Source organism: Rhodococcus sp. 66b (assembly GCF_002076325.1).
Taxonomy (GTDB): domain Bacteria; phylum Actinomycetota; class Actinomycetes; order Mycobacteriales; family Mycobacteriaceae; genus Rhodococcus_F; species Rhodococcus_F erythropolis.
In genome coordinates this window covers 63050-89971 of the sequence record NZ_MUZB01000011.1, presented here as the reverse complement: position 1 = coordinate 89971, position 26922 = coordinate 63050, and the positions used below count along the sequence as shown (strand labels likewise).

General features: G+C 64.2%; 1 protein-coding gene. It reads right to left on the bottom strand.

All coding sequences use genetic code 11. The features are described from left to right. Positions 1-75: 75 nt before the first annotated feature. Positions 76-26652: a non-ribosomal peptide synthetase gene (locus B0E55_RS20825; RefSeq protein WP_080910444.1), complete on the bottom strand. Its 26577-nt coding sequence runs from the start codon at positions 26650-26652 to the stop codon at positions 76-78. Between the last annotated feature and the right edge of the window lie 270 nt (positions 26653-26922).

Genomic DNA, 26922 nt, shown 5'->3' with positions numbered 1-26922 from the left:
ACGTTTTCCCCTCGTCCGGACCCACCCGGGGTCCATCACCCTGTGTGTTTCACTCATACCCATGTCGAACCTGGTTCAGACACCCCACTGAGCGATAACTTCCCGCAATCGTACAGCTATGGTTGCCGCCGGACCCGGTTCGATCATCTGGTTGTGTTCACAATCGACTTCGGTGACTCGAATGTCGCCTTGCACAAACCTTCGCCATTCGGCCACGTCGTGTCCGTTCTCCGTAGATCTTCCGGCTACGAAGAAGTCGATGGCTCCAAGGTGGACAGGCGGTTGGTGCCGATTCGTCAATTCGACGGAGTGGGAGTAACCGCGACTGATCCGCGCTAGATGCTCCGCTTCGATTCCGATTCCGGCGCCCAGGGTCTGCTCCAGCAATTCCGCCGCTTCTTCGAAGGTTTCGACGGGCTTGGATCCCGCCGGCATCGCGAGCCCGGCCAGTAGCTCGGAGACCGAGAGTTCTGCGGGCTGATCGGAATCCGACGACGGATAGCTGTCGAGGATCGACAACGTCACGTCACGTCCGCTCCGAGTGAGACTGTGCGCCACGGCGTGTGCGATGACGCCGCCGAGCGACCAGCCGGCCAGATGGATCGGGCCGGTCGATGCCACGGCTGCAATGCGATTCGCGTAGTCGTCGGCGAGTTCGGTCAGCGAGTCGAAGCTGGGTCCTCCGCTCAGGGACGGTAGCTGAAGACCGTATACGGGTTGATCCAGCTCGAGGTGCTTGACGAATTCTGCATAACCCCAGGACAATCCGATACCCGGATGGACGAAGAACAGTGGTGCTCGATCGGATCCGGCGCGCAGCGTGATCATCGGGGCGAGCAGATCCGAAGAATCGTCCGGCGAGTGTGCGTCCATTCCGTCGGCCGCACGGGCGACACCGGCCGGTGTCGGATCCAGGAAAAGCGACTGCAACGGCACTCGCATCCCGAGGCGCTTCTCGAGTTCGATGGTTATTCGAGTGGCGACGATCGACGTTCCTCCCAGTTCGAAGAAGTCGTCGTCGACACCGATGTGCTCGTGACCGAGCACTGCCTCGAAGATGTCGACGACCGTTCGTTCGGTGTCATTGGTCGGCGGCGCGTACGGGACTGTACGACGCTCGAAGCTCGGCGTCGGCAGTGCTTTACGGTCCAGCTTGCCGACCGGTGTCACCGGAATTCGGTCGACGACGACAATCGCGCCGGGAACCATGTGCGCAGGCAGGCGAGAAGACAGGTGGCGGCGAAGCTCCCAGTCGTCGACGGTCTGTCCTTCCACAGGCTGGATGTAGGAGGCGATCATCGTCTCCCCCGACGGTGCTTCGTGCCCAAGTGTTGCGGCGAAGTAGACGGATGGGTGTGCCATCAGGACTGAGTCGATTTCGCCCAGCTCGATGCGGAATCCGCGGACCTTGATCTGGAAGTCGCTGCGGCCGAGGTATTCGAGGGTGCTGTCGGAGCGCCAGCGCACCAGGTCGCCTGTGCGGTACATCCGCTGGCCTGGTTCGCCGAACGGATCGGCGACAAATCGGTCGGCGGTGAGGTCGGGACGATTGTGGTACCCGCGGGCGAGTCCGGGGCCGGTCACGTACAGCTCCCCGATGACTCCCACTGGCACGGGCTTGAGGTGCCCGTCGAGGACCAGGCCGGCAAAGCCGATGGCCGGTCGGCCGATGTTGATGTCCTTGCCCGGCCGCATGGGTTCACTGACGCTGGCCTGGATGGTGGATTCGGTAGGTCCGTATCCGTTGAACATGCGGCGGTCTCGGCCCCAGATGTCCACGAGTTCGGGTGGGCAGGCTTCGCCACCGACTGCGAGCACGCGGAGTTCTGGCAGCGCGGAGCTTTCGATGGAGCTGAGCGCGGTCGGCGTGATGAACGCGTGTGAGACGTGTTCGTCGGCAAAGATTTCGGCCAGTTCGGATCCGCCGAAGACCGTGGGTGGGATGACGACCAGGCAGGCTCCGCTGCCGAACGCCATCATGAGTTCGAAGACCGAGGCGTCGAAGCTCGGTGATGCCAAGTGAGAGATACGCGAATAGGGCTGGACGTTGAATCTCTGATGTTCCTCCGCGTTGAGGTTGGACAAACCGAGGTGGGTGACGATGACGCCCTTCGGCTTCCCGGTTGAACCCGAGGTGTAGATCAGGTACGCGGGATGCCCGTGATGCAAGGGGATCGTGCGGTCGAGGTCGGTGATCGCGGCGGCGCTCTGGCCGTCGATCTCGTCGACGGTCTGCGCTTCATCGAGGACCATCCACTCGACCGTGTCGGGAAGTTGACTGCGGTGAGCGTCGTCGGTGATGCCGAGTACGGCCCGCGAATCGTCGAGCATGTGGTTGATGCGATCGTCTGGATAGTTCGGGTCGACCGGCAAGAATGCTGCTCCGGTTTTCGTAACCGCCCAGATGGCGACGATCTCCGCCGTGGACCGCGGCAGACCCAGCGCCACAAAATCTTCGGGTCCGACACCGCGCCGGCACAACGCTCGAGCCAGCTTCGTCGATTCCTCGTCGAGCTCGCGGTAGGTCATCGACCCCTCGCGACTCGAGAGAGCTGGAGCATCCGGGTTCGAGGCGACTGCCTCGGCGAGGATCTCCGGCCACACCTGCACGCGAGTCGCTGCTGCACCGGATGCCGGCACCAGGGCTGCTGTTTCGTCGGCGGCGAGGATGCCGATGTCGGCGATACGTGTTGCGGGTTCGCGTCCGACAGTGTCGAGGATCAGACGCAGGCGGTCGGCAAAGCGCCGAATGGTGGCGGGTTCGAAGAGATCGGTTGCGAAGTCGAAGGCAGCGGACATCCCGGCCGGGGCGCCGGACTCGTCGAACTTCTCGTCGACGATCAGTTCGAGATCTTCCTTCGCGTATTCGGTTTCCACGGTGAGGCCTTCGATATCGAGGCCGGGCAAGTGGAAATGCGCTGGTTCGTTGTTCTGAAGTTCGAGGGCGACCTGGAACAACGGTGAGTACGACGTGGATCTGGTCGGATTGATGACGTCGACGAGCCGTTCGAATGGCAGATCCGAGTTCTGGAATGCGGCCAGATCGATTTCCCGGATGTGTTCCACCAGTTCGGCAAACGTGATGTCGGGGTCGACGCCGGTGCGCAGGACCAGCGTGTTGACGAACATTCCGACGAGATGGTCGAGCGCTGCCTGACCGCGGCCGGCGATCGGTGTGCCGATGGTGACCTCTTCGGCGCCGGACAGCTTCGACATCAGCACGGCCAGTGCGCCGTGCAGAGCCATGAACATCGTCACTCCGTTTGCCCTGGTGAGGTCCGCGAGGGCGCGGTGGGTGTTGGCGTCGATGTTGAAGGTGAATCGGTCGCCGTGGAAGGTCTGTTGCACGGGCCGCGGGTGGTCGGTGGGCAGTGCGATGACGTCGTCGAGGCCGGCGAGTTGCTCACTCCAGTAGCGCAATTGGCGACTGATGACGGATTCCGGATCGTCTTCCGATCCGAGGACGCGGTGCTGCCACAACGTGAAGTCCGCGTACTGCACTTCGAGTGGCGCCCAGGTGGGTTCGGTTCCTGCCGTGCGCGCCAGGTAGGCCGTCATCACGTCGCGTGCGAGCGGCGCCATCGACGAACCGTCGGCGCAGATGTGATGGACCACGACAAACAGAATGTGAACGGGTTCATCGGTGTCGAGCCGGAAGAGCGCGACGCGCAGCGGCAGGTCCACCGACACGTCGAAGCCGGTCGTGGCGAGTCGTTGCATGCGCTCTGCCAGTTCGTGCTCCCCCAACGTCATTTCACGAACCGGCGGTACGGCCTCGTCGGCGGTGAGCACTTTCTGAATCGGATCGCCGCCGACGGCGGGGAACACCGTCCGCAGGGTTTCGTGCCGCTCGACGACGTCGGCGATCGCCTGTTGCATGGCGGTGACGTCGAGGTCACCGGTGAGGCGAACAGCTAGTGGGATGTTGTACGCGGCTGAGCGTGTGTCGAACTGGTTCAGGAACCACATGCGCTTCTGCGCCAACGAGAGCGGGACGTTACCGTCGCGCTCCATGGGAGTGAGCGGCACAGTGCCGACGGCAGTGACAGCGTCGGAAAGCCGTTCGGCGAGCTGAGCTGTCGTCGGTGCCTCGAAGAGCACGCGCACCCCGACGTCGATGTTCAGTGCGGAGTTGAGCCGCGAGACCACGCGAGTGGCGATCAGCGAGTTGCCGCCGAGTTCGAAGAAGTTGTCGTCGACGCCTACCTGCTCGACGCCGAGTACATCGATGAAGGCGTCGGCGATCCGACGCTCGAGGCTGGTGCCGGGAGCCCGGAATTCCACGCCGGTTCCGGTGAACTCCGGGGTCGGCAACGCTTTTCGATCGAGCTTGCCGACCGCGGTGCGCGGTAGCTCGTCGACGATCATGATGCTGGCCGGAACCATGTGCGAGGGAACACGTCCGGCTAGGTGCGCGGTGATCTCTGCGCCGGTCAGCGTCGACCCTTCCTCGACGGTGAGGTAAGACGCGAGAACCGTTGCGCCGGCCGGTCCGTCGACGCCGAGTGTCACGCAGTTCGTGACACTTGCCATTGCAGTGATCTGGGCGTCCACCTCACCGAGTTCGATACGGAATCCGCGAATCTTGACCTGGAAGTCGCTGCGGCCTACGTACTCGATGGTGTGATCGCTTCGCCAGGAGGCGATGTCACCGGTGCGGTACATCCGGTCGCCTGGCTTGCCGAAGGGGTCGGCGACAAATCGCTCGCTGGTCAAGCCGGGACGCCGGTGGTATCCGCGAGCCAGGCCGATGCCGGCGATGTACAGCTCGCCGGGAGCTCCGACGGGCACCGGTTGCAGGCGCGAATCGAGGATCATCTCGTGCACACCGCGGATCGGGCCACCGATCGTGATGGGTGCACCCACTGTCATGGGTTCGCTGATGTCTGCCATGACGGTTGTCTCGGTGGGGCCGTAGGCGTTGACGAATTCCCGCCCGGGTGCCCACAGACCGACGAGGTGCGGTGGCAGAGCCTCTCCCCCGACGACGACGTGCCGGAATTCGTCCAGGCCGGCCGGATCGACGGTGGCGAGTGCCGCCGTGGTGACGAACGCGTGAGTGACGTGTTCGCGGCGGATCAGACTTGCCAGTTCGGCGCCGCCGTAGATGTCGGTCGGGACGATCACCATGGTTGCTCCGACACCGAATGCCTGCAGGTACTCGAAGATGGCTCCGTCGAAGCTGGGGGTGGCGAAGTGCAGGGTCCGAGAGTGGTGATCGGCGTGGAATCGACGTTGCTGATCGAGCGCGAAGCTGTCGAGTCCGGTGTGGGTGACGACAACTCCCTTGGGTCGGCCGGTGGATCCCGAGGTGTAGACCACGTAGGCGGCGTTGTCCATGACCACCGGTGCAAGCCGTTCGTCCTGGGCGATCGGCAGCGTGCAGCTTGTGGCGACGTCGTCGTCGAATGCTTCCTCTCCGAGCACCAACCAGGACACGATGGGTGGCAATGTGTCGATGGCGTCGACGACGGTCAACCCGAACAACACCTCGGAGTCGCTGAGCATGTGTTCGATTCGGTCGGCCGGATAGGTGGGGTCGACGGGGACGAACGCTGCGCCGGTCTTGGCCACTGCCCACACCGCGAGTACTGATTCGACGGATCTTTCGATGCCGATGGCCACCGACGTCTCGGGCCCGGCGCCGCGGCGGATCATGGCTCTGGCCAACTGGTTCGAGCGTCGGTCCAGTTCGATGTAGGTCATGGAACGGCTGCCGGCCGAGAGCGCGATGCGGTCGGGATATGTGGCGGAGACGTCGGCGAGTATTTCCGGGAGCGTACGAGCGGAGCGACCCGGGGATCCGAAGACCGGCGCAAGATCACGGCTCTCGAACTCCGTGAGAACCTGCAGGCGGGCCAGCGGCTGATCCGGCGCCGACGCCAGCTGCTCGAGGACGATGCCCACGCGCTCGGTGATCTTCGCGACTTCGCGGGCGGAGAAGTGCGTCGGCAAGTACTCCATCTTCAGGTTCAGCGTGTCACTTTCCGACGCGACAACGGCAATCGGATAGTGCGCCGAGTCGCGTCCGTCGATGCCGAGGACGTGCATTCCCGCGATGTCGGTTTCGGCGGTCAGGGATGCCTCGTCGACGGGATACGACTCGAATACCGTCAGGGTGTCGAATGAACCGGCGGCGCCCACTGCTCCCGCGATGTCCGACAGTCCGATGTGGTGGTGGTCGAGTAGTGACGCTTGCTCGGATTGGACGCGAATGGCCAGTTCCGCGAGGGTTTCTCGGGCGTCGAGGCGGATTCGCACGGGCACTGTGTTGATGAACAAGCCGACAATCGATTCCACACCGGACACCTGTGGTGGGCGTCCGGAAACGGTTCCACCGAAGACGACGTCGTCGCGGCCGAGGAGTTCGGCGAGCACGATTCCCCAGGCCACTTGGACCAGGGTTGCCATGGTCAATCCGCGGCTTCGCGCGAACGCCCGAAGGGTCTCGGCTCGTTCGGTCGGCAGCGCGTACGAGTGAATGTCACTGGCAACGGTTTCGGCGGCGGTGCTCGCTTGCGAGAGTTGGGTGGATGAGTCCACTCCTCGTAGCGCTTCCTGCCAGGCTCGCAGAGAAGAGTCGGGGTGCTGCTTCGAGATCCAGGTGAGGTAGTCGCGATACGACTGAACTCTGGGCAGAATCTCGGGGTCGCCGTCGGTTGCGTAGAGAGTGAGCAGGTCTCGAAGTAACAGAGGGGTTGACCAGCCGTCGAGCAGGATGTGGTGGTTCGTCACGACGAAGCGTGCTGTGTCCGGTCCGAATCGTACGAGCATGAACCGGATCAGGGGTGCTGTTTCCATGTCGAAACGCTGAGCGCGATCACGCTCGAGCAGCTGAGCGAACGCGACTTCACTGTCCTCGGTCCCGGACAGGTCGATCTCGGCCCAGCCGATCTCGACACCGGAACGGATTACCTGCAGCGCCCGCCCTCCCGGCGCGGAGACAAATCCCGCGCGCAAGCTCGGATGACGATCAACCAAGGCCTGCGCGGCGCGACGCAGGCGCGGCGCCTCCACCCGACCCCCGAGTTCGAGGGTCAGTTGCACCATGTACGGATCGATTTCCGTTTCGTCGAACTGGGCGTGGAAGAGCATGCCCGACTGCAGCGGTGACAGTGACCAGATATCGGTCAGGTCGGGGAATCTACGCTCGAGCTGTTCGATGCTCTGCTGATCCGCGGTGACGAGATCGAGATCGGTGGGCGTGAGCTCGCGCTCGGAGTGTTCGTCCACGTATTCACTCAACGAGCCGAGCGCTCGGGACCAGAGCTCCGCCAGTTCCGTGACTTCGTCCTCGCTGAGGATGCCGCGGGGGAAGGACCACGTAGCGCGCAGAATCGGACCGTGCGCGGTATCGGTGGTGACGGCATTGATGTCGAGCACCGACGCGGCGGCAAGATCTCCGCTGTGCGCTTCGTCGAGCGTCACTTCCGAGATCGGCAGCCACGGCACCTCGCCGTGCTCGGGGTCCGAGCCGGCAAAACGTCCGAGGTAGTTGAACGAGATCTCAGGTGTGGGCAACTCCTGTAGTTCGTCGTTTCGGTCGAGGTACTTGAGCATCCCGAACCCGATGCCGTTGTCCGGCAGACCGAGCAGCGTTTCCTTGACGACTTTCACAGCGGAGGCCGCGGTTGATCCCCCGGACAGTGCATCGACGACATTGAGTCCGGTGAGATCGATCCGGACGGGGAACAAGGTGGTGAACCAACCGACTGTGCGCGAGAGGTCTGCGCCAGGCGCTGCGTTCTCCTCGCGCCCGTGTCCCTCGAGATTGACGAGCACTTCCCCGCTGCGCTGTCCGCGCGATCGACGCCAGGCGGTGACGGCAATCGCGAGAGCAGCAAGCAGCCCGTCGTTCACCGAGCCTCCGAAATGTCGTGGCACCGCCGAGATGATGTTCTCGGTCACCGAGGTCGGTACGTCGACGCTGACGCGGTCGACGGTGGCTCCGACGTCGACCGCGGGGTCCAGCCCGCGCGTTCCGAGCATTGGTTCGTCGGTCCGCATCCTCGACCACAGGTCGATCTCGTCGCGTCGATCTGCGGCGGTCTCGGCGAGCGCTGTCGCCCAGCGACGTATCGACGTTCCGCCGGGCGGAAGAATCGGTGTTTCGCCGTCGAACGCCGACGCATATGCCGTGACCAGGCCGGGGACCAGCATTCGCCAGGACACACCGTCGACCGCGAGGTGATGAAGTACCAGGAGCAACCGTCCCGCCTCAGGCCGGTTGCCGTTCGCGCTGACCGGATCCAACCAGACTGCGCTGATCATCTTGCCGTACTCGGGATCGAGTCGGCTGGATGCGTCCTGCATCGCGGCTTCTGCCGCGCGCAGGAATTCTTCGCCGCCGGTGGACACGATGGGGGTTCGGTGCAAGATGTCGGAGGCTGCGACGGTGCCGGGTTCGCTGATCTCGAGTTGGTGAGTCGCGGCCTCCAGACGTGCCCGCAGTACGTCGTGGCGGTCGAGGATCGTTTGTAGTGCGCGCTCCAGCGCGGGGCCGGACACATCCGCGGGCAGTGCGATCAGCGCGCTCTGGCTGTAACTGCGGATCGTGCTCAGGTCACCGCGACTGCGTTCGACGAGCCACTCCATGATCGGTGTGAGCGGTAGCGGGCCGGCTCCCCCGCCGGGTAGCTCGGTGAGAACCGGTGCGGTTTCCGATGATTCGATGAGGAGGACCTTGGTGAGGCCGGCCACGGTTTTCGCTTCGAAGACGTCCCGCGGAGTGAAGATGAGGCCTGCGGACTTCGCCCGTGAGACGAGTTGGATCGACATGATCGAATCGCCGCCGAGGCCGAAGAAGGAATCGTCCACTCCGATACCGCCCCGCCCCAGAACCTCTCCGAAGAGGTCCGCGAGGACCGCTTCGGTGGCGGTGGCTGGTGCCCGCGTCGCCTCGGTTGTTCCCGTCACGGTGAAGTCCGGAGCCGGGAGGCTGCGTCGGTCGAGCTTTCCGTTGACCGTCAGCGGAAGTGATTCGAGGACGACGATCGCGGTGGGCACCATGTACTCCGCGAGTTCGGCGGCGACGAAGTCGGTCACCGTCGCTGAATCGACGGTATTGCCTGTTTCGGCGACCACGTACCCGACGATCCGCGGTGACGCTCCCTCTGTGCGAACAAGTGCTACCGAGGCAGCGACGCCGGGGCAGCGGAGCATTGCGGCTTCGATCTCTCCGAGTTCGATGCGGAAACCACGCACCTTCACCTGGAAATCACTGCGGCCCACGTACTCCAACTGCCCCGCGTCGTTCCACCTCGCCAGGTCCCCGCTCCGATACATTCGATCCCCCGAACTACCGAATGGATCGGGAAGGAACCGCACCGAAGTCAATGCGGGTTTCCCGAGGTATCCCCGAGTCACCTGGTCACCGGCGACGTACATTTCGCCGACAACACCTGGTGGCACCAGGTTCAGTCGCCGATCGAGTACGTAGACGGACAATCCTGGTACTGCTCGCCCGATGATGCTCGCCGACGCGTGCTCGCTGTCGTTGCGGTCGAGCGCGATTCGACTGACGTGCACTGTCGTCTCGGTGATCCCGTACATGTTGACCAGCGTCGGCGCCGTGTCGGCCCGCCGGTCGTACCACTTGCGCAATTGCCCGAGATCGAGCGCTTCTCCACCGAAGACGACGTAGCGTAGTGCAAGGTCGGGACCGGTGCCGTTCGGTGAGTACGCACGGTCGGCTTCGGCGAGTTGGTAGAAGGCGGTGGGTGTTTGGTTCAGCACCGTCACTCGCTCACGGCGGAGCAGTTCGTGGAACATGTCCGGCGATCTGGTCGTGTAGTAGTCGACGACGACCAACCGGCCACCGTGCAGCAGCGGCCCCCACAGCTCCCAGACGGAGAAGTCGAATGCGTACGAGTGGAACATCGTCCACACGTCCGTGTTGTCGAACCCGAATGTCGGGGAGGTGTTGTCCATCAGAGTCAGGACGTTTCGGTGGCTGACCTGGACACCTTTGGGGCGCCCTGTGGATCCGGAGGTGTAGATGATGTACGCGATTGCGTCGGGCAGAAGTGGTGTCGTCCGGTCCGCGTCGGTGATGCGATGTGGCGCGGAGTGATCGAGGCGTACAGCGATCTCCGGCGATCCGAGTTCGACGATGTCGATGCCGGATTCGATGATCTCCGAAGGTAGGTCGCTTCGGAAGTCTCCGGTCGTGACCAGGCATACCGGCCGCGCGTCGTCGAAGAGGAATCGCATGCGCTCGGCCGGGTAGGTGATGTCGACCGGCAGGTATGCCGCCCCGGTTTTGATGACGGCGACGAGGGCGAGCACGAGATCGGTGGTTCTGGGCATCGCAACGGCCACCACGGATTCCGGACCGATACCGCGGCCGATCAGGAGCCGCGCCAGGCGGTTCGCGCGCCCGTCCAGTTCGGCGTACGTCATGGCGCCGTCGCTGTCGTTGACCGCGGTCGACGACGGATGTGCTGCAACAGCTTCGAAGAATCGGTCCGCGATGTTGTCGGCCGGAGCCGGTTCGGCGTGAGTGTTCCACTCGGTCAGCATCTGTCGACGCTCGCCGGCGCCCACGACGTCGATGTCACCGGTAGGAGTCGACGGCTCTCGGGAGACCGCCTCGAGGAGGGTGAGCAGCCTGCGTGAGAACGATTCGATCAATTTACCGTCGAACAGGTCTGTGGCGTAGATGAATTCGGCGTCGATTCCATCCGTTCCGCCATCCGCGTCGTAACGCTCGGTGACCGAGAGTTGCAGATCGAACTTGGCGACGGGTAGGTCGAACTCGACTCCCGAGACCGACAGCCCTGGCAGTTCGAGTTGCGGTAGCGCGTTGTTACGGAACTCGATGAGGATCTGGAACAACGGAGTGTGCGACGTCGAGCGTTCCGGGGCGAGTGCGTCGACCAACCTTTCGAAGGGCAAGTCGGTGTGTTGGAACGCGCCGAGGTCGCCTTCGCGAACCTGGGCGAGTACGTCCTCGAACGACGCGTCGGGCGTGATCTGTGTCCGCAGCACAAGAGTGTTGACGAACATTCCGACCAGGTGATCGAGTTCGGCCTCTCCGCGTCCGGCGACGGGTGTACCGATGGCGATGTCCTCGGTACCGGCCAGGCGTGCCGCAAGTACCGCCAGTGCTGCGTGCACGACCATGAACATGGTGCTGCCGTGCTCGCGGGCCAGATCGGTCAGCGCCCGATGGGTCTGCGGCGATACCGCGAACCGGTGAACAGAGCCGACCATGGACGGCTTTGCCGGACGTGGGAACGACGTCGGCAGGGCGATCGGCTCGCCCAGTCCCGCGAGTCGGTCCTTCCAGTAATCGAGCTGACGGGTCAGAGCCGAGTCCGGATCTTCCTCGGAGCCGAGCACTTCGTGCTGCCACACAGCGAAGTCGCCGTACTGCACGGCCAGTTCCGACCAGCTCGGCGCACTGCCGGCGCTGCGGGCCGCATATGCCGCTGCCACGTCCGCTGCCAGGGGGTTCATCGAGAACCCGTCGGCGACGATGTGGTGGACGACGATCACGAGTACGTGCCTGCGCTCGTCCCCGTCGACGCGCAGGACCGCGCAGCGGATCGGAACTTCGGCCGAGGCGTCGAAGCCTGCCGAGGCCAGCTCGAGGATTCGATCGGACACTCTGGCAGCAGTGACGATTTCCGGCTCCAGGATCGGCATGACCTCGTCGCTGGACATCACCTGCTGCACCGGCTGTCCGTCGATCGAGGGGAACTTCGTCCGCAAGCTCTCGTGGCGACCCAATACGTCCGCTACCGCGGCCTGCAATGCGGCGAAGTCCAGATCGCCGTCGAGGCGCACTGCCAGGGGAACGTTGTAGGCCGGCGAGGTCACGTCGAACTGGTTGAGGAACCACATCCGCTTCTGTGCCAATGACACGGGCAGTGGATCCGGGCGAGATCGCCGAGTCAACGGTGGTCTGGGGTTCTCGCCGCGGCCGACACTCTCCGCCAGACGAGACAGCTGCCGAACTGTCGGAGACTCGAACAATCCTCGAACGCCGATGTCGGTGCCGAGAAGTGCGTTGACGCGGGCGATGACGCGGGTCGCGGTCAGTGAGTTTCCGCCGATGTCGAAGAAGTGAGTGTCGATACCGATCGGGGACACTCCGAGCACGTCCTCGAAAACGCCCACCACCAGCCGTTCGAGCTCGGTCGCCGGTGCAGCGAGTGTTTCGGGATCGGTGTCGAAGCGAGGCGCCGGAAGAGCAGCCCGATCGACCTTGCCGACGCCGGTCAGTGGTAGCTCGTCGAGCACGACGACGCTCGCTGGCACCATGTGTGCCGGCAGTAGCTCCCGTGCCGCCGCCCGGATGTCCTCGGCGCTCACCGGGCGTTCGTCGTCGCAGACGACATATGCCGCCAAGGCCTGCTCGTCGGAGGGTCCGCGCACCGCCAATGTGACCGCGTACTCCACACCGGGCAGCTGACCCAACGCCGTGTCGACCTCGCCGAGTTCGATACGGAACCCGCGGATCTTGACCTGGAAGTCGCTGCGTCCGAGGTACTCGATGGTGCGGTCACTGCGCCAGCGCACCACGTCTCCGGTGCGGTACATCCGCTCCCCCGGCTCGCCGTACGGGTTGGCGACAAATCGTTCGCTCGTCAGCGATGAACGCCCGTGATAGCCGCGCGCGAGTCCAACTCCGGCGACATACAGTTCGCCGGGAACTCCGACGGACACCGGTTGAAGTCTGCGATCGAGGACGACCTCGCTGAAGCCGCGGTTCGGCGGCCCGAGATAGACCTTCTCACCGGCTGGAATGGGGTCACTGAGGTTGCAGGAGATGGTGGTTTCGGTGGGTCCGTAGACGTTGACGAACGATCTTCCCGGCGCCCAGGTGCGCACCAGGTCCGCCGAGGGCGCCTCGCCACCGACCGTGATGGTGGTCAGTTCGTCGAGTCCCTCGGGATCCACCGACGTCAGCGCTGCGGGCGTGATGAACGCGTGCGTGACATGTCCCTCTCGGAGAACGTCGGCCAGTTCGGCCCCTCCGTAGACGGTGGTGGGAGCTACGACCAGTTCGCCGCCGACGGCGAAGGCGAGCAGATACTCGAGAACGGAGGCGTCGAAACTCGGCGAGGCGAAATGCAGCGCGCGTGAATTCTTCGTGAGACCGTAGCGATGACGCTGTTCGTCGGCGAAGTTCTCGAGACCGGTGTGCGTGACGACGACACCCTTGGGCCGGCCGGTCGAGCCCGAGGTGTAGATGAGGTAGGCAGTGTTCTCCAGCCGCGGGGTTCCCCGGCGCTCGTCTTCGCGTAGCGGTGACGTGGACACTCCGGAGAGCCGAGTGGCGTTCTCCGGGTCGTCGAGTTCGAGCCACTTCGTTGCGCCACCGCCGGCCGGTGCGTGTGCAGCCGTGGTCATTCCGAGCGATGATGCCGAGTCCTCGAGCATGAACGAGATCCGGTCACTCGGGTAGCGAGGATCGATCGGCACGAAGGCGGCGCCGGTCTTGGTGATCGCCCAGACCGCTGCGACGGATTCGAAGGACCGTTCCACACAGATCGCCACCCGTGAGTCCGGGCCCGCGCCTTCCGAGATGAGCACGCGCGCCCACTGATTCGACGCCTCGTCCAGCTCTCGATAGGTCATCTTTCTGTCACCACAGGACAGTGCGACCCGTTCGGGGAATCTGCTCGCGGTGTCCGAAAAGATGCGATCGAGTGTCCTTACCGAGCGGCCTTGCCGGCCGCGCGCGGGAACCAATTGCTGCACTTGCGAATCCGGCATCAAACGCAGTTTCGCCAGCGGAAGATCCGGTTGTGCGGTGATCAGTTCGAGGGTGCGGAGTAGCCGGTCCGCGATCGCGTCGATGTCGTGATCGCCCAGGACTCCCGGGAAATACTCGAATTTGAGCCGCAGTCGCCCGTCTGCCGCAGAGGCAACGATCGCGAGTGGATAGTGCGCGGCATCCTCGGCGTCGTGGACGTCGAGAACGTGCATTCCGGCGATGTCGGTGCCCGAGGAGAGTCCACCGCGGTCAACGGGATACGACTCGAACACAGTCAGCGTGTCGAACGATGCAGCGGCCCCCACTGCCGAAGTGATGTGCGAAAGCCCCACATGATGGTGATCGGACAACCGCGCCTGTTCCGCTTGGACACGAACGCACAGCGCTGCCAGTGACTCTCGCGGGTCGAGGCGAACTCGGACGGGGACAGTGTTGATGAACAAACCCACCATCGACTCGACGCCGGACACCTGGGGTGGTCGGCCGGAGACGGTTCCACCGAAGACGACGTCGTCGCGGCCGAGGAGTTCGGCGAGCACGATTCCCCAGGCCACCTGGATCAAGGAGGCTGTCGTCAGGCCACGGGAGCGGACGAATCCACGCAGAAGTTCCGTCTCACGTTCTCCGAGGGCAGTGGTGGTCGAGCGTGAGGTGGCGCCGTCCTCGTCGACGGCGTGAGTTCCGGTGAGCAGCGTCGGGTCGCCGAGTCCGCGGAGTGCTTCGCCCCAGGCCTCGATCGACACGCTGTCGTCGCGAGTGCTGATCCAGCTCAGATAGTCCCGGTAGGGGTGCACGCGTGGGATGGCACTGTGATCACTGTCGGTGGCGTAGAGCGTCAGTAGGTCACGGACCAGCAGCGGCATCGACCATCCGTCGAGGAGGATGTGGTGGTTGGTCAGGATCAACCGATACGCGTCGTCTCCGGTTCGCAGAAGCAGGAACCGCAGCAGGGGCGGCGTGGCCATGTCGAAGCCTCGCACCCGATCCGCATGGAGGAGCTCGCGTATCTCGGTTGCCTGTTCGGTGGGGGCCAACGGAGAGATGTCGATCTCGGTCCACGGCACGTCCACGTCGGCGCTGATCACCTGCACCGATCGCCCACCGGTGTCGGTCGTGAACGCAGCTCGCAGGTTCTCATGACGGTCGAGCAACGCCTGTGCGGCGCGGTGCAACCTGGACGCGTCGACGCCGTCGAGTTCGAGTGCGAGTTGGACGGTGTACGCGTCGACTGTGTGTTCGGCGTAGCGGGCGTGGAAGAGCAGTCCGGATTGCAGCGGTGAAAGGGACCAGACGTCGGTCAGTGTCGGGAACTCGCGCTCGAGGTGGTCGATGGACTCCTGGTCCAGTTCGATCAGGTCGATGTCCGACGGTGTGAGTCCCCCGCGTTCGCTGTGTTCGGCGTAGGTGGCCAGAGCGCGCAACGACTGCACCCAGAGTTCGGCGAAGGCGCGAGCATCGCGCTCTGCCAGCACGCCGGTGGGATAGGCGATAGTGGCACCGATGTGCGGTGCACCCGAGATTTCGGTGGTGACGACATTGACGTCCAGGACCGAACCCACGGGCATCTCGGACCGAGCTGCCGCTTCCAGATCGACGTCACGGGCCAGTGCCCAGTCCCCCAGCGACTCTCCTGCCTCGGTGCCGGAGAAACGACCGAGATAGTTGAAGGAGATCTGCGGTTGGCGGAGATCTTCCAGTTCCGCTCGGCCCACCTCGTCGAGATAACGCAGAACTCCGTACCCGATGCCGCTGTCCGGAACTCCCAACAGTTCTTCCTTGACCCGCTTGAGAACCACCGCTGCCTCGGGGCCGCTGCTCAACACGTTCGAGATGTCGATGTCGGCGAGGTCGATTCGCATCGGGAAGACACTGGTGAACCAGCCGACGGTGTGCAGGACGTCCGCACCGGGCACCACGTGAGCCTCGCGTCCGTGACCTTCCATCGAGACGAGCACGTTGTCGGTTCGTATGCCCTGTGCCTGCCTCCACTGCGTCAGTGCCAGCGCGAGAGCAGCAACGAGACCGTCGTTGACGGATCCACCGAAGAGCGCGGGAAGCGTGGTCAGGACTGTGTCGGACAGTTCGACGGGCACGTCGGCGACAACTCGGCCGACCGAATCGAACGTGTCGAGCCGCGGGTCCAGCGGCCGGGTTCCGATCAGGGGGTCGTCACCTTCGAGGATCGAACGCCACCGGGGCAATTCGACTCTTCGATCGGGCGCGATGTCACGGAGCGCATGCGACCAACGACGAACCGACGTGCCCGAATACGACGGCTCCGGCTCCTCGCCGGCGTCGATCCGGTGGAAAGCGGACGCAAGTTCCGGTACGAGCACGCGCCAGGACACACCGTCCACCGCGAGGTGGTGGATCACCAGGAGCAACCGGCCGGTGTTGCGTACGCCGGACAACCAGACGACCCGCACCATCTCGCCCCGGACGGGGTCGAGTTCTCGACGTGCATCACCCAGGGCGGCGACGATCGCCGCGTCGAACACTGCGGAGCCCGGCTCGGCCTCGACCTCGACTACCCGGCAGATGTCCTCGGCTGCAACAGATCCCGGATCGTCGACAACGAGCCCGCGCTCGCCGTCGAGTTCGAGACGCACGCGAAGGATGTCGTGACGATCGAGAACGACTTGAAGCGCTGCGGTCAACTGCTCCGCACTGCGAAGCCCGTGCGGCGCATTGAGAAGAGTCGCTTGGGAGAACGAATCGAGCCCCTGGAGATCGGAGCCGAGCCGGTCGAGCCACCACTGAGCCACCGGCAACAACGGCACGTGGCCGACGCCGCCTCCGGGAAGTTCCTCGAGCACCTCGGGTTCGTCGTCCTTGGTCGATGCCAGCAAAACCGCAAGACCGGCGACCGATTTCACCTCGAAGACGTCACGCGGGGTGAACACGAGCCCGGCGTCGCGGGCACGGGCGACGAGCTGAATCGACATGATCGAATCGCCGCCCATCGAGAAGAACGAGTCGTCGACGCCCACCGATTCGACACCGAGGACATCGACGAACAAGGCGGCCAGCGTGCGCTCGGTATCGGACTCGGCAGCCCGCGAGCGTGCCTGGGTTGCTCGCAGGTCGGGAACCGGCAGGGCTCGGCGGTCGAGCTTTCCGTTGGCAGTCATCGGCAGTTCGTCGAGCACGACCACCGTCGCGGGAACCATGTACGGGGCCAGAGCCGAACCCGCGAACGCGATGACGGCCTCGGGATCCACAGTCTGAGCATCGTTGGCGGGCACGACGTATCCGACGATTCGCGCGGCGCCTCCGTCACGTTCGAGCGTGGTCACCACGGAATGCGCGACCCCGGGGTAACGAGCCAGAACTGCTTCGATCTCGCCGAGTTCGATGCGGAACCCACGAATCTTGACCTGGAAATCACCTCGGCCCTGGTACTCGAGTTCGCCGTTCTTGTTCCACCTGGCGAGGTCGCCGGTGCGGTACATCCGTGTGCCCGCACTGCCCGCGGGATTGGGCACGAAACGTTCGGCGGTGGTGCCGGCGCGGTTGCGGTAACCGCGGGCGAGTCCGTCGCCACTGACGTACAGTTCCCCCGTCACTCCGACCGGGACGCGGTGCAGGCGATTGTCGAGGACCCACGCAGTGATGCCTCTCGACGGGCGACCGATCGTCACTCGATCGGCCGGGGACATCGGCTCGGTGATGCTGGCGACGACCGTCGATTCGGTCGGTCCGTAGGCATTGATCATGATCCGGTGATCACTGACCCAGGCGGCGACGAGATCGGGCGGGCAGACGTCGCCACCGGTTCCGATGCAAACCAGCTCGTTCAGTTCGCTCGGATCGACCGTGGCCAGAGCGGCCGGGGTGATGAAGGCGTGCGTGACGTGCTGATCGGCGATCAGGCTCGTCAGTTCGGTTCCGCCGATGATGCTCGGTGGAGCGATGACCATCGTGGCCCCGGCACCAACGGCCATCAGGAGTTCGAGAATCGAGGCGTCGAAGCTCGGTGAGCTGAAATGCAGCGTGCGCGAAGTCGATTCCACCCCGAATCGAGTACGTTCCTGTTCGGCGAGTGCCGAAAGCCCACGGTGAGTGACCATGACACCTTTGGGGACGCCGGTGGAACCGGAGGTGTAGATGACATAGGCGGGATTGTCCAGAGACACCGTCCCCGCCAGTTCCGAGGCCTCCAGCCGCTGATCTCCGAACTGTTCGAGGGTTGCCAGTGTCTCGGCCTGATCGAGCAGAACTGCGTCTGCCTCGTCGGGGACGACACCCACATGCTCGGCGGTGGTGAGGACGACGCCCGCTCCCGAGTCGTTGATCATGTGATGTACGCGGTCGACGGGGTACGCCGGGTCGACGGGTACGAATGCGGCGCCGGTCCGGGCAACCGCCCAGATCGCGACCACGGATTCCAGTGAGCGTGGCAATGCCAGGGCGACAACGGATTCCGGACCTGCCCCGCGGCCGATCAACAGTCGTGCAAGCCGATTGGCCCGGCGGTCCAGATCGGAGTACGTCAGATGTCGGTCGCCGAAAATCAGTGCAGTTCTCTGCGGTTCGTCGACGTACTTCCGCTCGAGCAACGTCGAGAAGTGAACCTGGCCGGGAAGTTCCGGTGCAGGCACGACGCTGATCGTGTCGGTGTCGACCACGAGATCGATGTCGCCGACCGGCGTGTGCGGGGATTCGGTCACCGCACCGAGGATCCGAACTAGATATCGAGCGAAGCCTTCGACCGTCGACTCGTCGAACAGGGCGCTCGCGTAGGTGAACCCGGCCTCGATTCCCGCCGGCCGGCCCTCCTCGTCGAATGTCTCGGCAAGCGTGAGTTGCAGATCGAAATTCGAGACGGCGGATTCGAGTTCGAGGACCTCGACCTCGAGGTCCGTCAGACGAACTGCTGGTCGACTGGTGTTCTTGAACTCCAGCATCACCTGGAACAACGGTGAATGCGAAGTCGACCGCTCCGGAGCGAGCGCATCGACGACGCGCTCGAAGGGGACGTCTGCGTGAGTGAAGGCGTCGAGGTCGGTGCTGCGAACTCTGGCCAACAGATCGGTGAACGAGGCTGCGGGGTCGACGTCGGCGCGCAGCACCAACGTTCCGACGAACATACCGACCATCGGATCCAGGAGGGCATTTCCGCGTCCGGCGATCGGTGAGCCGATCGTGATGTCTTCCATGCCGGACAATCTGGCCACGAGCACCGCGTACGCGGCGTGTATCGCCATGAACATACTGCTTCGGTGTTCGATCGCGGTTTCGCTCAGACGACGATGGATGCCGGCATCGATGTCGAATCGAACGACGCCGCCCGAGAGATCCTGTACACGCGGCCGCGGGCGATCTGCGGGGAGCGCGAGAAGCTCGGGCACACTTGCCAGCTGACGTGTCCAGTACTCGAGCTGGCCGGCGAGGGTGCTCTCCGCTTCGTCTATCCGTCCGAGAGCCCTTTCCTGCCAGATCGCGAAGTCCGCGTACTGGACCGGGAGAGGAGACCAGTCGGGTGCCTCACCTCGATGCCGTGCCGAGTACGCGCTCATCACGTCGAACGCCAACGGTGCCATCGAGAATCCGTCGGCGCAGATGTGATGGACGACCACAGCCAGGACGTGATCTTCTGCGTCGACCTCGATCAGTTCGGCCCTGATCGGTGGAGCCTGCGTCACGTCGAAGCCCCTCGCGGTGACGCGTTCGATCTCCCCGAGTACCGCTTCGGTGCTCGCGCCGACAATCGGTAGCGACCCCAACGCTTCAACGGGTTCCACGATCACCTGCGCCGGCACTCCCTCGATCATGGGAAACAGCGTGCGCAGCGATTCGTGGCGATCGAGCACATCGGTGATCGCGCCTTCCAAGGCCGCAACGTCCAACCGGCCTCTCAGCCTGATCGCTATGGCCACGTTGTACGCCGCGGAGGTGACGTCGAATTGATTGACGAACCACATGCGCTTCTGGGCCAGCGACAGCGGAATCGACTGCGGCCGCGGCAACGCCTCGAGCGGAAGAACGGCTGCTCCCCCTCGCGCCGTGGCGCACTCGACCGCCAACTGCGCAACGGTCGGCGCGTCGAACAACTCTCTGATCGACAGGTTCAACGACAGTGAATCGTTCACGCGCGCCACGGCTCGGGCAGCGACGAGACTGTTTCCGCCGATCTCGAAGAAGTTGTCGTGAACACCGACTGCCCCGGATTCCAGCAGCTCCTCGAAGATCGCCGCCAACTGTGCTTCGAGCGGTGTTCGCGGCGCCAGATACGTCTGCGAGCTGTCGAAGCTGGGAGCGGGCAGAGCTTTCCGATCGAGCTTGCCGGTCGAGCCGAGCGGAAACACGTCGAGGGCGATGACCACTGCGGGAACCATGTAGGCGGGAAGGAGACCTCTCAACTCGGCGCGCATGCCGTCCGTGTCGATCGAGGTGCCGGTCTCGGCGATGACGTAGCCGACCAAGCTGTCACCGACCACGTCGTCGTGATGGACGAGAGCAGCAGCTTGCGTGACACCGGGCAGCCTGAGCAACGCTGCTTCGACCTCGGCGAGCTCGATGCGCTGGCCGCGGATCTTGACCTGGAAATCGCGTCGACCGACGTAGTCGAGTAGCCCGTCGGCGCGCCACCGGACGACATCACCGGTTCGGTACATCCGGGTGCCAGCCGGGCTGTACGGATCGGCCACGAATCTGTCGGCGGTGAGATCGCTGCGCCCGAGGTATCCACGCGCCAGTTGCACTCCCGCCAGGTACAGCTCGCCGTGAACGCCGACCGGAACGGGATGCAGCCGCCCGTCGAGGACATAGAGCTGGGTGTTCCACACAGGAGCACCGATGGGAACGGTGACGGTCATGTCTGGGGTGAATTCGGCGGCGCTCACGTCGACGGCAGCCTCCGTGGGTCCGTACAGGTTGAACAACCCTGCAGAACTCAGACGGGTGAACACCTCCGCGGTGGTGGGAGCGAGAGCTTCACCGCTGCAGAACACCTGACGCAGGCTTGCGCACTGCCCGGCAGTCGCGACCGCGACGAATTCCGCGAGCATCGACGGAACGAAGTGCGCCGTCGTGACGCCTTTTTCGGCCATCAACGCCGACAGGTACCCGGGATCACGGTGCCCCTCCGGTTCCGCGATCACCAACTGCGCACCAGTCTGCAGGGGCCAGAACAGTTCCCACACCGAGACGTCGAAGGTCACCGGAGTCTTGTGCAGCACCACGTCCGACGCGTGAAGTGGGTACGCGTCTTGCATCCACAGAAGGCGATTTACGATCGAACGGTGTGATACTGCAACGCCTTTCGGCCGACCGGTCGATCCGGACGTGAAGATCACGTATGCACCATTGTCCGGGAGGAGGGGTCGGATCCGATCAGCGTCGGTGATCGGCACCGTCGTGGACACGGGACGATCGAGATCGACGTCGACGATCGGGACTCGCGCGGGAAGTGCGCCGTGGTCCTGGGGCCGGCTCAGCACACAGATCGGTGCGGCGATGTCGAAGACGTACGCGATACGTTCGGCCGGATGGTCGGGGTCCACCGGGACATACGCTGCACCGGCACGGATCACGGCGTGGACCGCGACGAGTAGTTCGGGTGACCGGCGAATCGACACCGCGACGCGCATGTCCGGGCCGACACCGTGGGCGATGAGGGTTCTGGCAAGTTCACTGACCCTCGCGTCGAACTCCGCATACGTCAGTGTCCGCTCGCCGTAGATGAGCGCGGCCCCCTCGGGCGTCCGGGCTGCCTGCTCCGCCACCAGGTCGGAGAGGGTGGTGATCGGTACGGCGTGTTCGGTGGCATTCCAGCGCTCGAGGACCAGTTCCGCCTCGCCCACAGCTGTGAGATCGACGTCGCCGACGATTGATTCGGGGTCGGCCGCTACCGCGTCGAGGAGCATCGTGAAGCGATCAGCGAGGCCCGACATGGTGTCCGAGTCGAAAAGTTGGCTGGCATAGTTCAACTGGCCGTCGAGATGGTCGCCGCGGTCGGTGAGAATGACCTGAAGATCGAACTTCGCTGCACCCGTGGACAGTTCGTCAACAGTGACGTCGAGCTCGGGCAAGGTGACCTCGGCGGGAGCAGCGCCTTGCATCACCAACATGACCTGGAACAGCGGTGCCTGGCGCTCTGCGAGGGATTCGACGAGTACGTCGTACGGCACTTCGGTGTGCTGCAAGGCCGCCACGTCGACGTCCCGGACGCGGGTGAGAACTTCACCGAAGGTGAGTCCCCCGTCGAGAACCGTCCTCAGCACCACCGTGTTGACGAACATTCCGACGACGTCGTCGAGGGCGCGCTCGCTACGCCCGGCCACCGGGGTGCCGATCGTGATGTCGTTCGCTCCACATTCTCGACTGAGCAGGACGGCCAGCGCGGCGTGGATCACCATGAACACGCTGACGTCGCATCGCGCCGCGATCTCGCCGACCCGGCGGTACGTCGCGGAGTCGATCCGGAAATCGAGATCTCCACCGCGCAGCGAGACACCTGCAGGCCGCGGGTGATCCATCGGCAGTTCCGCGAGCTCACCGCGTTCGGCGAGCGTGTGCGACCAGAACCGCAACTGCTCGGCGAGAATCGAATCCGGGTCGGACGCTTCGCCGAGCGCTCCTCGTTGCCATTCGCTGAAATCGCCGTACTGCACTTCGAGCGGCAACCACGCCGGTACACGCCCGCTCGCCCTCGACGCGTAAGCGACCATCACGTCACGAGCCAGCGGCGCCATCGACAGGCCGTCCGCTGCAATGTGGTGAACGACGAGGACCAGCGTGTGCTCGCGTTCGTTCACCTCGAGCAGAGTGGCGCGGATCGGCACCGATTCGCTGACGTCGAATCCCGTTCGTGCCAGTTCGCTCGCCCGCGCTGCGGCCGCTGCGGCAGGCACCGTTTCCACCTCGAGATGATCGAACATCTCGTCCACACCGAGAACGTGCTGGACCGGACCACGGGCGCTCTCGGGGAAAACGGTCCGCAAGACCTCGTGCCGAACGATCACGTCCCGCAGTGCGGTGAACAGTGCGTCGACGTCGAGATCGCCGGTCATCGAAACCGCGATCGGAATGTTGTACGCCGGCGAACTCGGATCGAGTTGATTGGTCAGCCACATACGTTGCTGAGCCAGAGATACCGGTATCCGGTCAGGGCGATCGATACGCGTCAGTGCTGGGGCGCGCGTGTTCCGCGAGTCCGCGAGGTCTGCGCGAGCAGCCAGAGCGGAGACGGTCGGCGCCTCGAAGAGGTCGAGAACGCTCAGCGTCGTCCCGAGTGCTCCGTTGACCCTCGACACGACTCGGGTCGCGATCAGCGAGTCACCGCCGAGGTCGAAGAAACTGTCGTCTGCTCCCGCCCTGGTGATGCCGAGCAGATCGCAGAACACCGCAGAAATTCGCTTCTCGGTCGAGGTCTCGGGGGCACGGTATTCGGCCGTGCCGCCAGCCGAATCGATGTCCGGTAATGCTTTCCTGTCGATCTTTCCGGCGGGAGTCAGTGGAATGGAATCGAGTACGACGATCCGCGACGGAACCATGTGCGCTGCCAACGAGGATCCGGCGTGGGCGATCAATTCGGAGTTGTCGATGTGCGTGCCCTCAGCCGCCGTGACGTACGCCGCCAACAGTGTTTCCCCACTCGGGCCCGAAACTCCGGCGGTGACGGCCTGCGCGACGCTCGGATGGCGGCGCAGTACGTCGTCGATCTCGCCGAGTTCGACGCGGAAACCGCGGATCTTGATCTGGAAGTCGCTCCGTCCGAGGTACTCCAGCTCACCCGCGCCGTTCCACCGCGCGAGGTCACCCGTGCGGTACATGCGCTCTCCCGCAACGCCGTTGGGGTCGGCGACGAATCGTTCGGCCGTGATCGTGGCTCGCGCGTGGTATCCACGCGCCAAACCGATACCGCTCACATAGAGTTCGCCGGCGACACCGATCGGCACCGGTTGAAGCCGCGAATCCAGGAGGACGGCCGCGGCGCCGCGCATCGGCTTTCCGATCGTGACGGGAACATCGCTGCTCAGCGGTCCGGTCAGGGTGGCGACGACGGTGGTTTCGGTCGGTCCGTACGCGTTGAACATCGAGCGTCCGTGTGACCACTGATCTACCAGCGCGGGCGAGCAGGCGTCGCCGCCGGTCACGACCACTCGTAGATCCGGTAGGCCGGCGGGATCAACAGTTGCCAGCGCGGCCGGGGTGACGAAAGCGTGTGTCACCCGGCCGACGCGCATCACCTGGGCCAGTTCGTCGCCGCCGTACACGGTGGGCGGCGCTATCACCATCGTCGCCGCGCCGCCGAAGGCAAGGAGAAGTTCGAGTACCGAAGCGTCGAAGCTCGGCGAAGAAAAATGCAGGGTGCGGTCGCCTGGTTCGACTCCGAACCTGATTCGTTCTTCGTCGGCGAAGCTGCTCAGCCCGCGGTGACTGACCACGACGCCTTTGGGGACGCCGGTAGATCCCGAGGTGTAGATCAGGTAAGCCGGGTCGTCGTAGCGCACGCGTGAGCGACGTTCGCCATCGTCGAGCGGTGCGTCCGAGCGGTACGCGTTCGGTTCGTCGGTGCTGAATTCGTCCAGAAGCAGCCAGTCCACCGAATCGGCGAGCCCGGCATGGTGCTCCCCCACGCTGATTCCGACAACAGCTCCCGAATCGGTGAGCATGTGCCGAATACGATCCTCGGGGTAGTGCGGATCGATCGGAAGGAAGGCGCCGCCGGTCTTGGCCACTGCCCACGTCGCGGTCACCGATTCGATCGACCTCGACAGTGCAAGGGCGACGTAGGTGCCTGGGCCGACTCCCCTGTTGATCAGTTCGCGGGCGAGTGTGTTCGACTCGGCGTCGAGTTCCCGGTAGCTCACCTCACGATCACCGAAAACGAGCGCCGGGGCATCGGGGTTCACAGCCGCGGCCCGGCGGAGGATATCGGGCAGGGTCAACGGCGCGGACGCGGTCGCTCCCCGTGCCGGCATAAGGAACTCACGCTCGAACTCGTCGAGAAGATCGAGATCTCCGACCGACGTTCGCGGGGCTGCCGCTGCGCCCGCAAGGATCCGCACCAGTCGCGAGAGGAAGGCTTGGACCGTGGATTCGGCGTAGTGCTGCGTGGAGTACGCCACCTCGAGGGCGCCGGTATCCGCGTGGACGTCGATCGCCACATCGAGGCCGGCAATCGTGGTCTCCTGCGAGCCGTCGTTGAGATGGACGTGCAACTCGGGCAGCTCGGGGATACCTGCCGCCGATCGAACCAACAACGTGTCGCGTTCTCGAGCAAGAAAACTCACGAACTCGTCGAACGGCGCCGCCGGATCGACCTCGCAGCGCAGCGGCGAAGTCCCCCACTCGGTCCTCGTTCCGATCAACACGTCACGGCGCTCGGTCGATCTCGACAACAATGCCGCAAATGCCGCGTGGACAACGGCAAAGAGTGAGACATCTTCCGTACGTGCAAGTTCGGCGACCGCGGGATCGAGCGGGACGCTGAGCCGATTCGTAGTGGTCGGCTCCGATTCTGCGTCGATTCGCTCGAGCCCCAGCGCCGAACCCTCGTCGAAGTCCCCCAGATATCCAGCCCAGAACCTTTCGGTTTCCCTCCGCTGCGCACTGCGTGCCCCGGCCTCGGCGCTTGCCGGATGAATCCGGTTCATCGGCGTACCGGCCGGTGCTGCTGTCAGTTCTGCGACCAACTCGGTGAACGCCCGGTGGTGTTCAACCAGTTCGTCGTGACCGTAGCGATTGGGGTTGCCACGAAAGTCGATCAACGTCTGAGCTGGGTCGCCACTCTGGTACACGTTGACCAGGAGATCCTCGACGGGCCCCGACGTGACGATGTGAAACTCGCCGGTCAGTGATCCCAGTGTTATCTCCTGCCGGAAGAGCATCACATTCATCATCGGACCGGACAGTCGTGCATCGCCGACCGCCAAGCCCGCATCGCGCCTGATGTCTTCGAGACTGCATCGCTGATGACGAAGCGCGCCGAGGAGTTCGAGTTGGACCCGCCCGACCAGATCGTCCACGCTTTCGTCGGGGTCGACGTGGATGTGAAGGGGCGCGACGTTGACCAGCATTCCGCCGGAGCGTTGCAGCGGTGCCGTGGTCCTCGCCGAGACCGGCAGATTTATCAGAACGTCGTCGTAGCCGGTGTTGCGAGACAAATAGCACGCCAGTGCAGAAATCAGCACCGCCGCCGCAGTGGCACCGGAACGCGAATTCCACTCGTCCAAGGCAGCAAGGCTGTTCGCCGACATCGCGGCACTGACGAGTTCGCTACGCGCAGTCGGAGGTCCCTCACGCGTTGCCAACGTAGAACCGTGCTCGACGCCGGACACTCGCTGGGCCCAGTATTCGCGGTCGGCCTCGAACCGACTCGATTCGCGGTACTTCTGATCGAGTTCGGACAGCGTCGTGACGTCGAGCGCCTTGTTTACCGCAGGCTCCCGGCCCTCGACTGCTGCGGTGTAGATCGCGGCAATGCGATTCACTATCGTCATTCCGCTGTATCCGTCGAGAGCAACGTGGTGAATCCTGGTGTACCACAAGTAGTCTCGATCGCCAGTTTGGAGAATTGTCATCTCGACGAGACGATCACGCGTCAAGTCGAGCGTCGTCGCGTAATCGTTGTCCATCCACTCCGACGCAGCCTGCCGAGGGTTCTCACGCTCGCGGAAGTCGAAGTAGTCGATACCCGGATCGATCGTGAAGTCCACGATCTGGCACGGCTCACCATCGGGGTACATCAACCGCAGAAATGGCGACTCGAACTCGTGGGCGGCCTCCACTGCAGCGCGGCTGAGCAGTTGCATGTCCAGGTCGCCGTGGAACTCGATGTACTGCGCAATGAAATACGGCACCGTCGGGTGAAGTTGCTGCGCAAACCACATACTGCGCTGCACCGCTGACAGGGGAAACGCCCCTGCCGGCAGGCTTCGCGATCCGGTCAGCGGATCGATCCTCTTGTCGGTATCCATCACGACCACCCCCACACAGCGTTGTGACGATCAGCGCCGGGAACTGTGGCTCGGGGATTGAAGAGAAACATCGCACCGCCTCGATATCGAGTGGAAACCATGTGGCGATCCTGCGAGAGCGCAGCCGAAGATCATCGACCTCGACGAAGGGTCGCTTCGAAGTCCGAACCTCCCCGAAGGTCCGAACTCAGGATCAGAATTTGTCGTCGTCAGGCGTCAGGCGCACCGCAGTGCTGCGGTGCTCAACGCAAGGCTAGAAACCGGTTGCCC

What these genes read in the sequence shown, in the direction of transcription:
- B0E55_RS20825 (WP_080910444.1), bottom strand. Translation starts at nt 26,652, where the DNA reads ATGGATACCGACAAGAGGATCGATCCGCTGACCGGATCGCGAAGCCTG.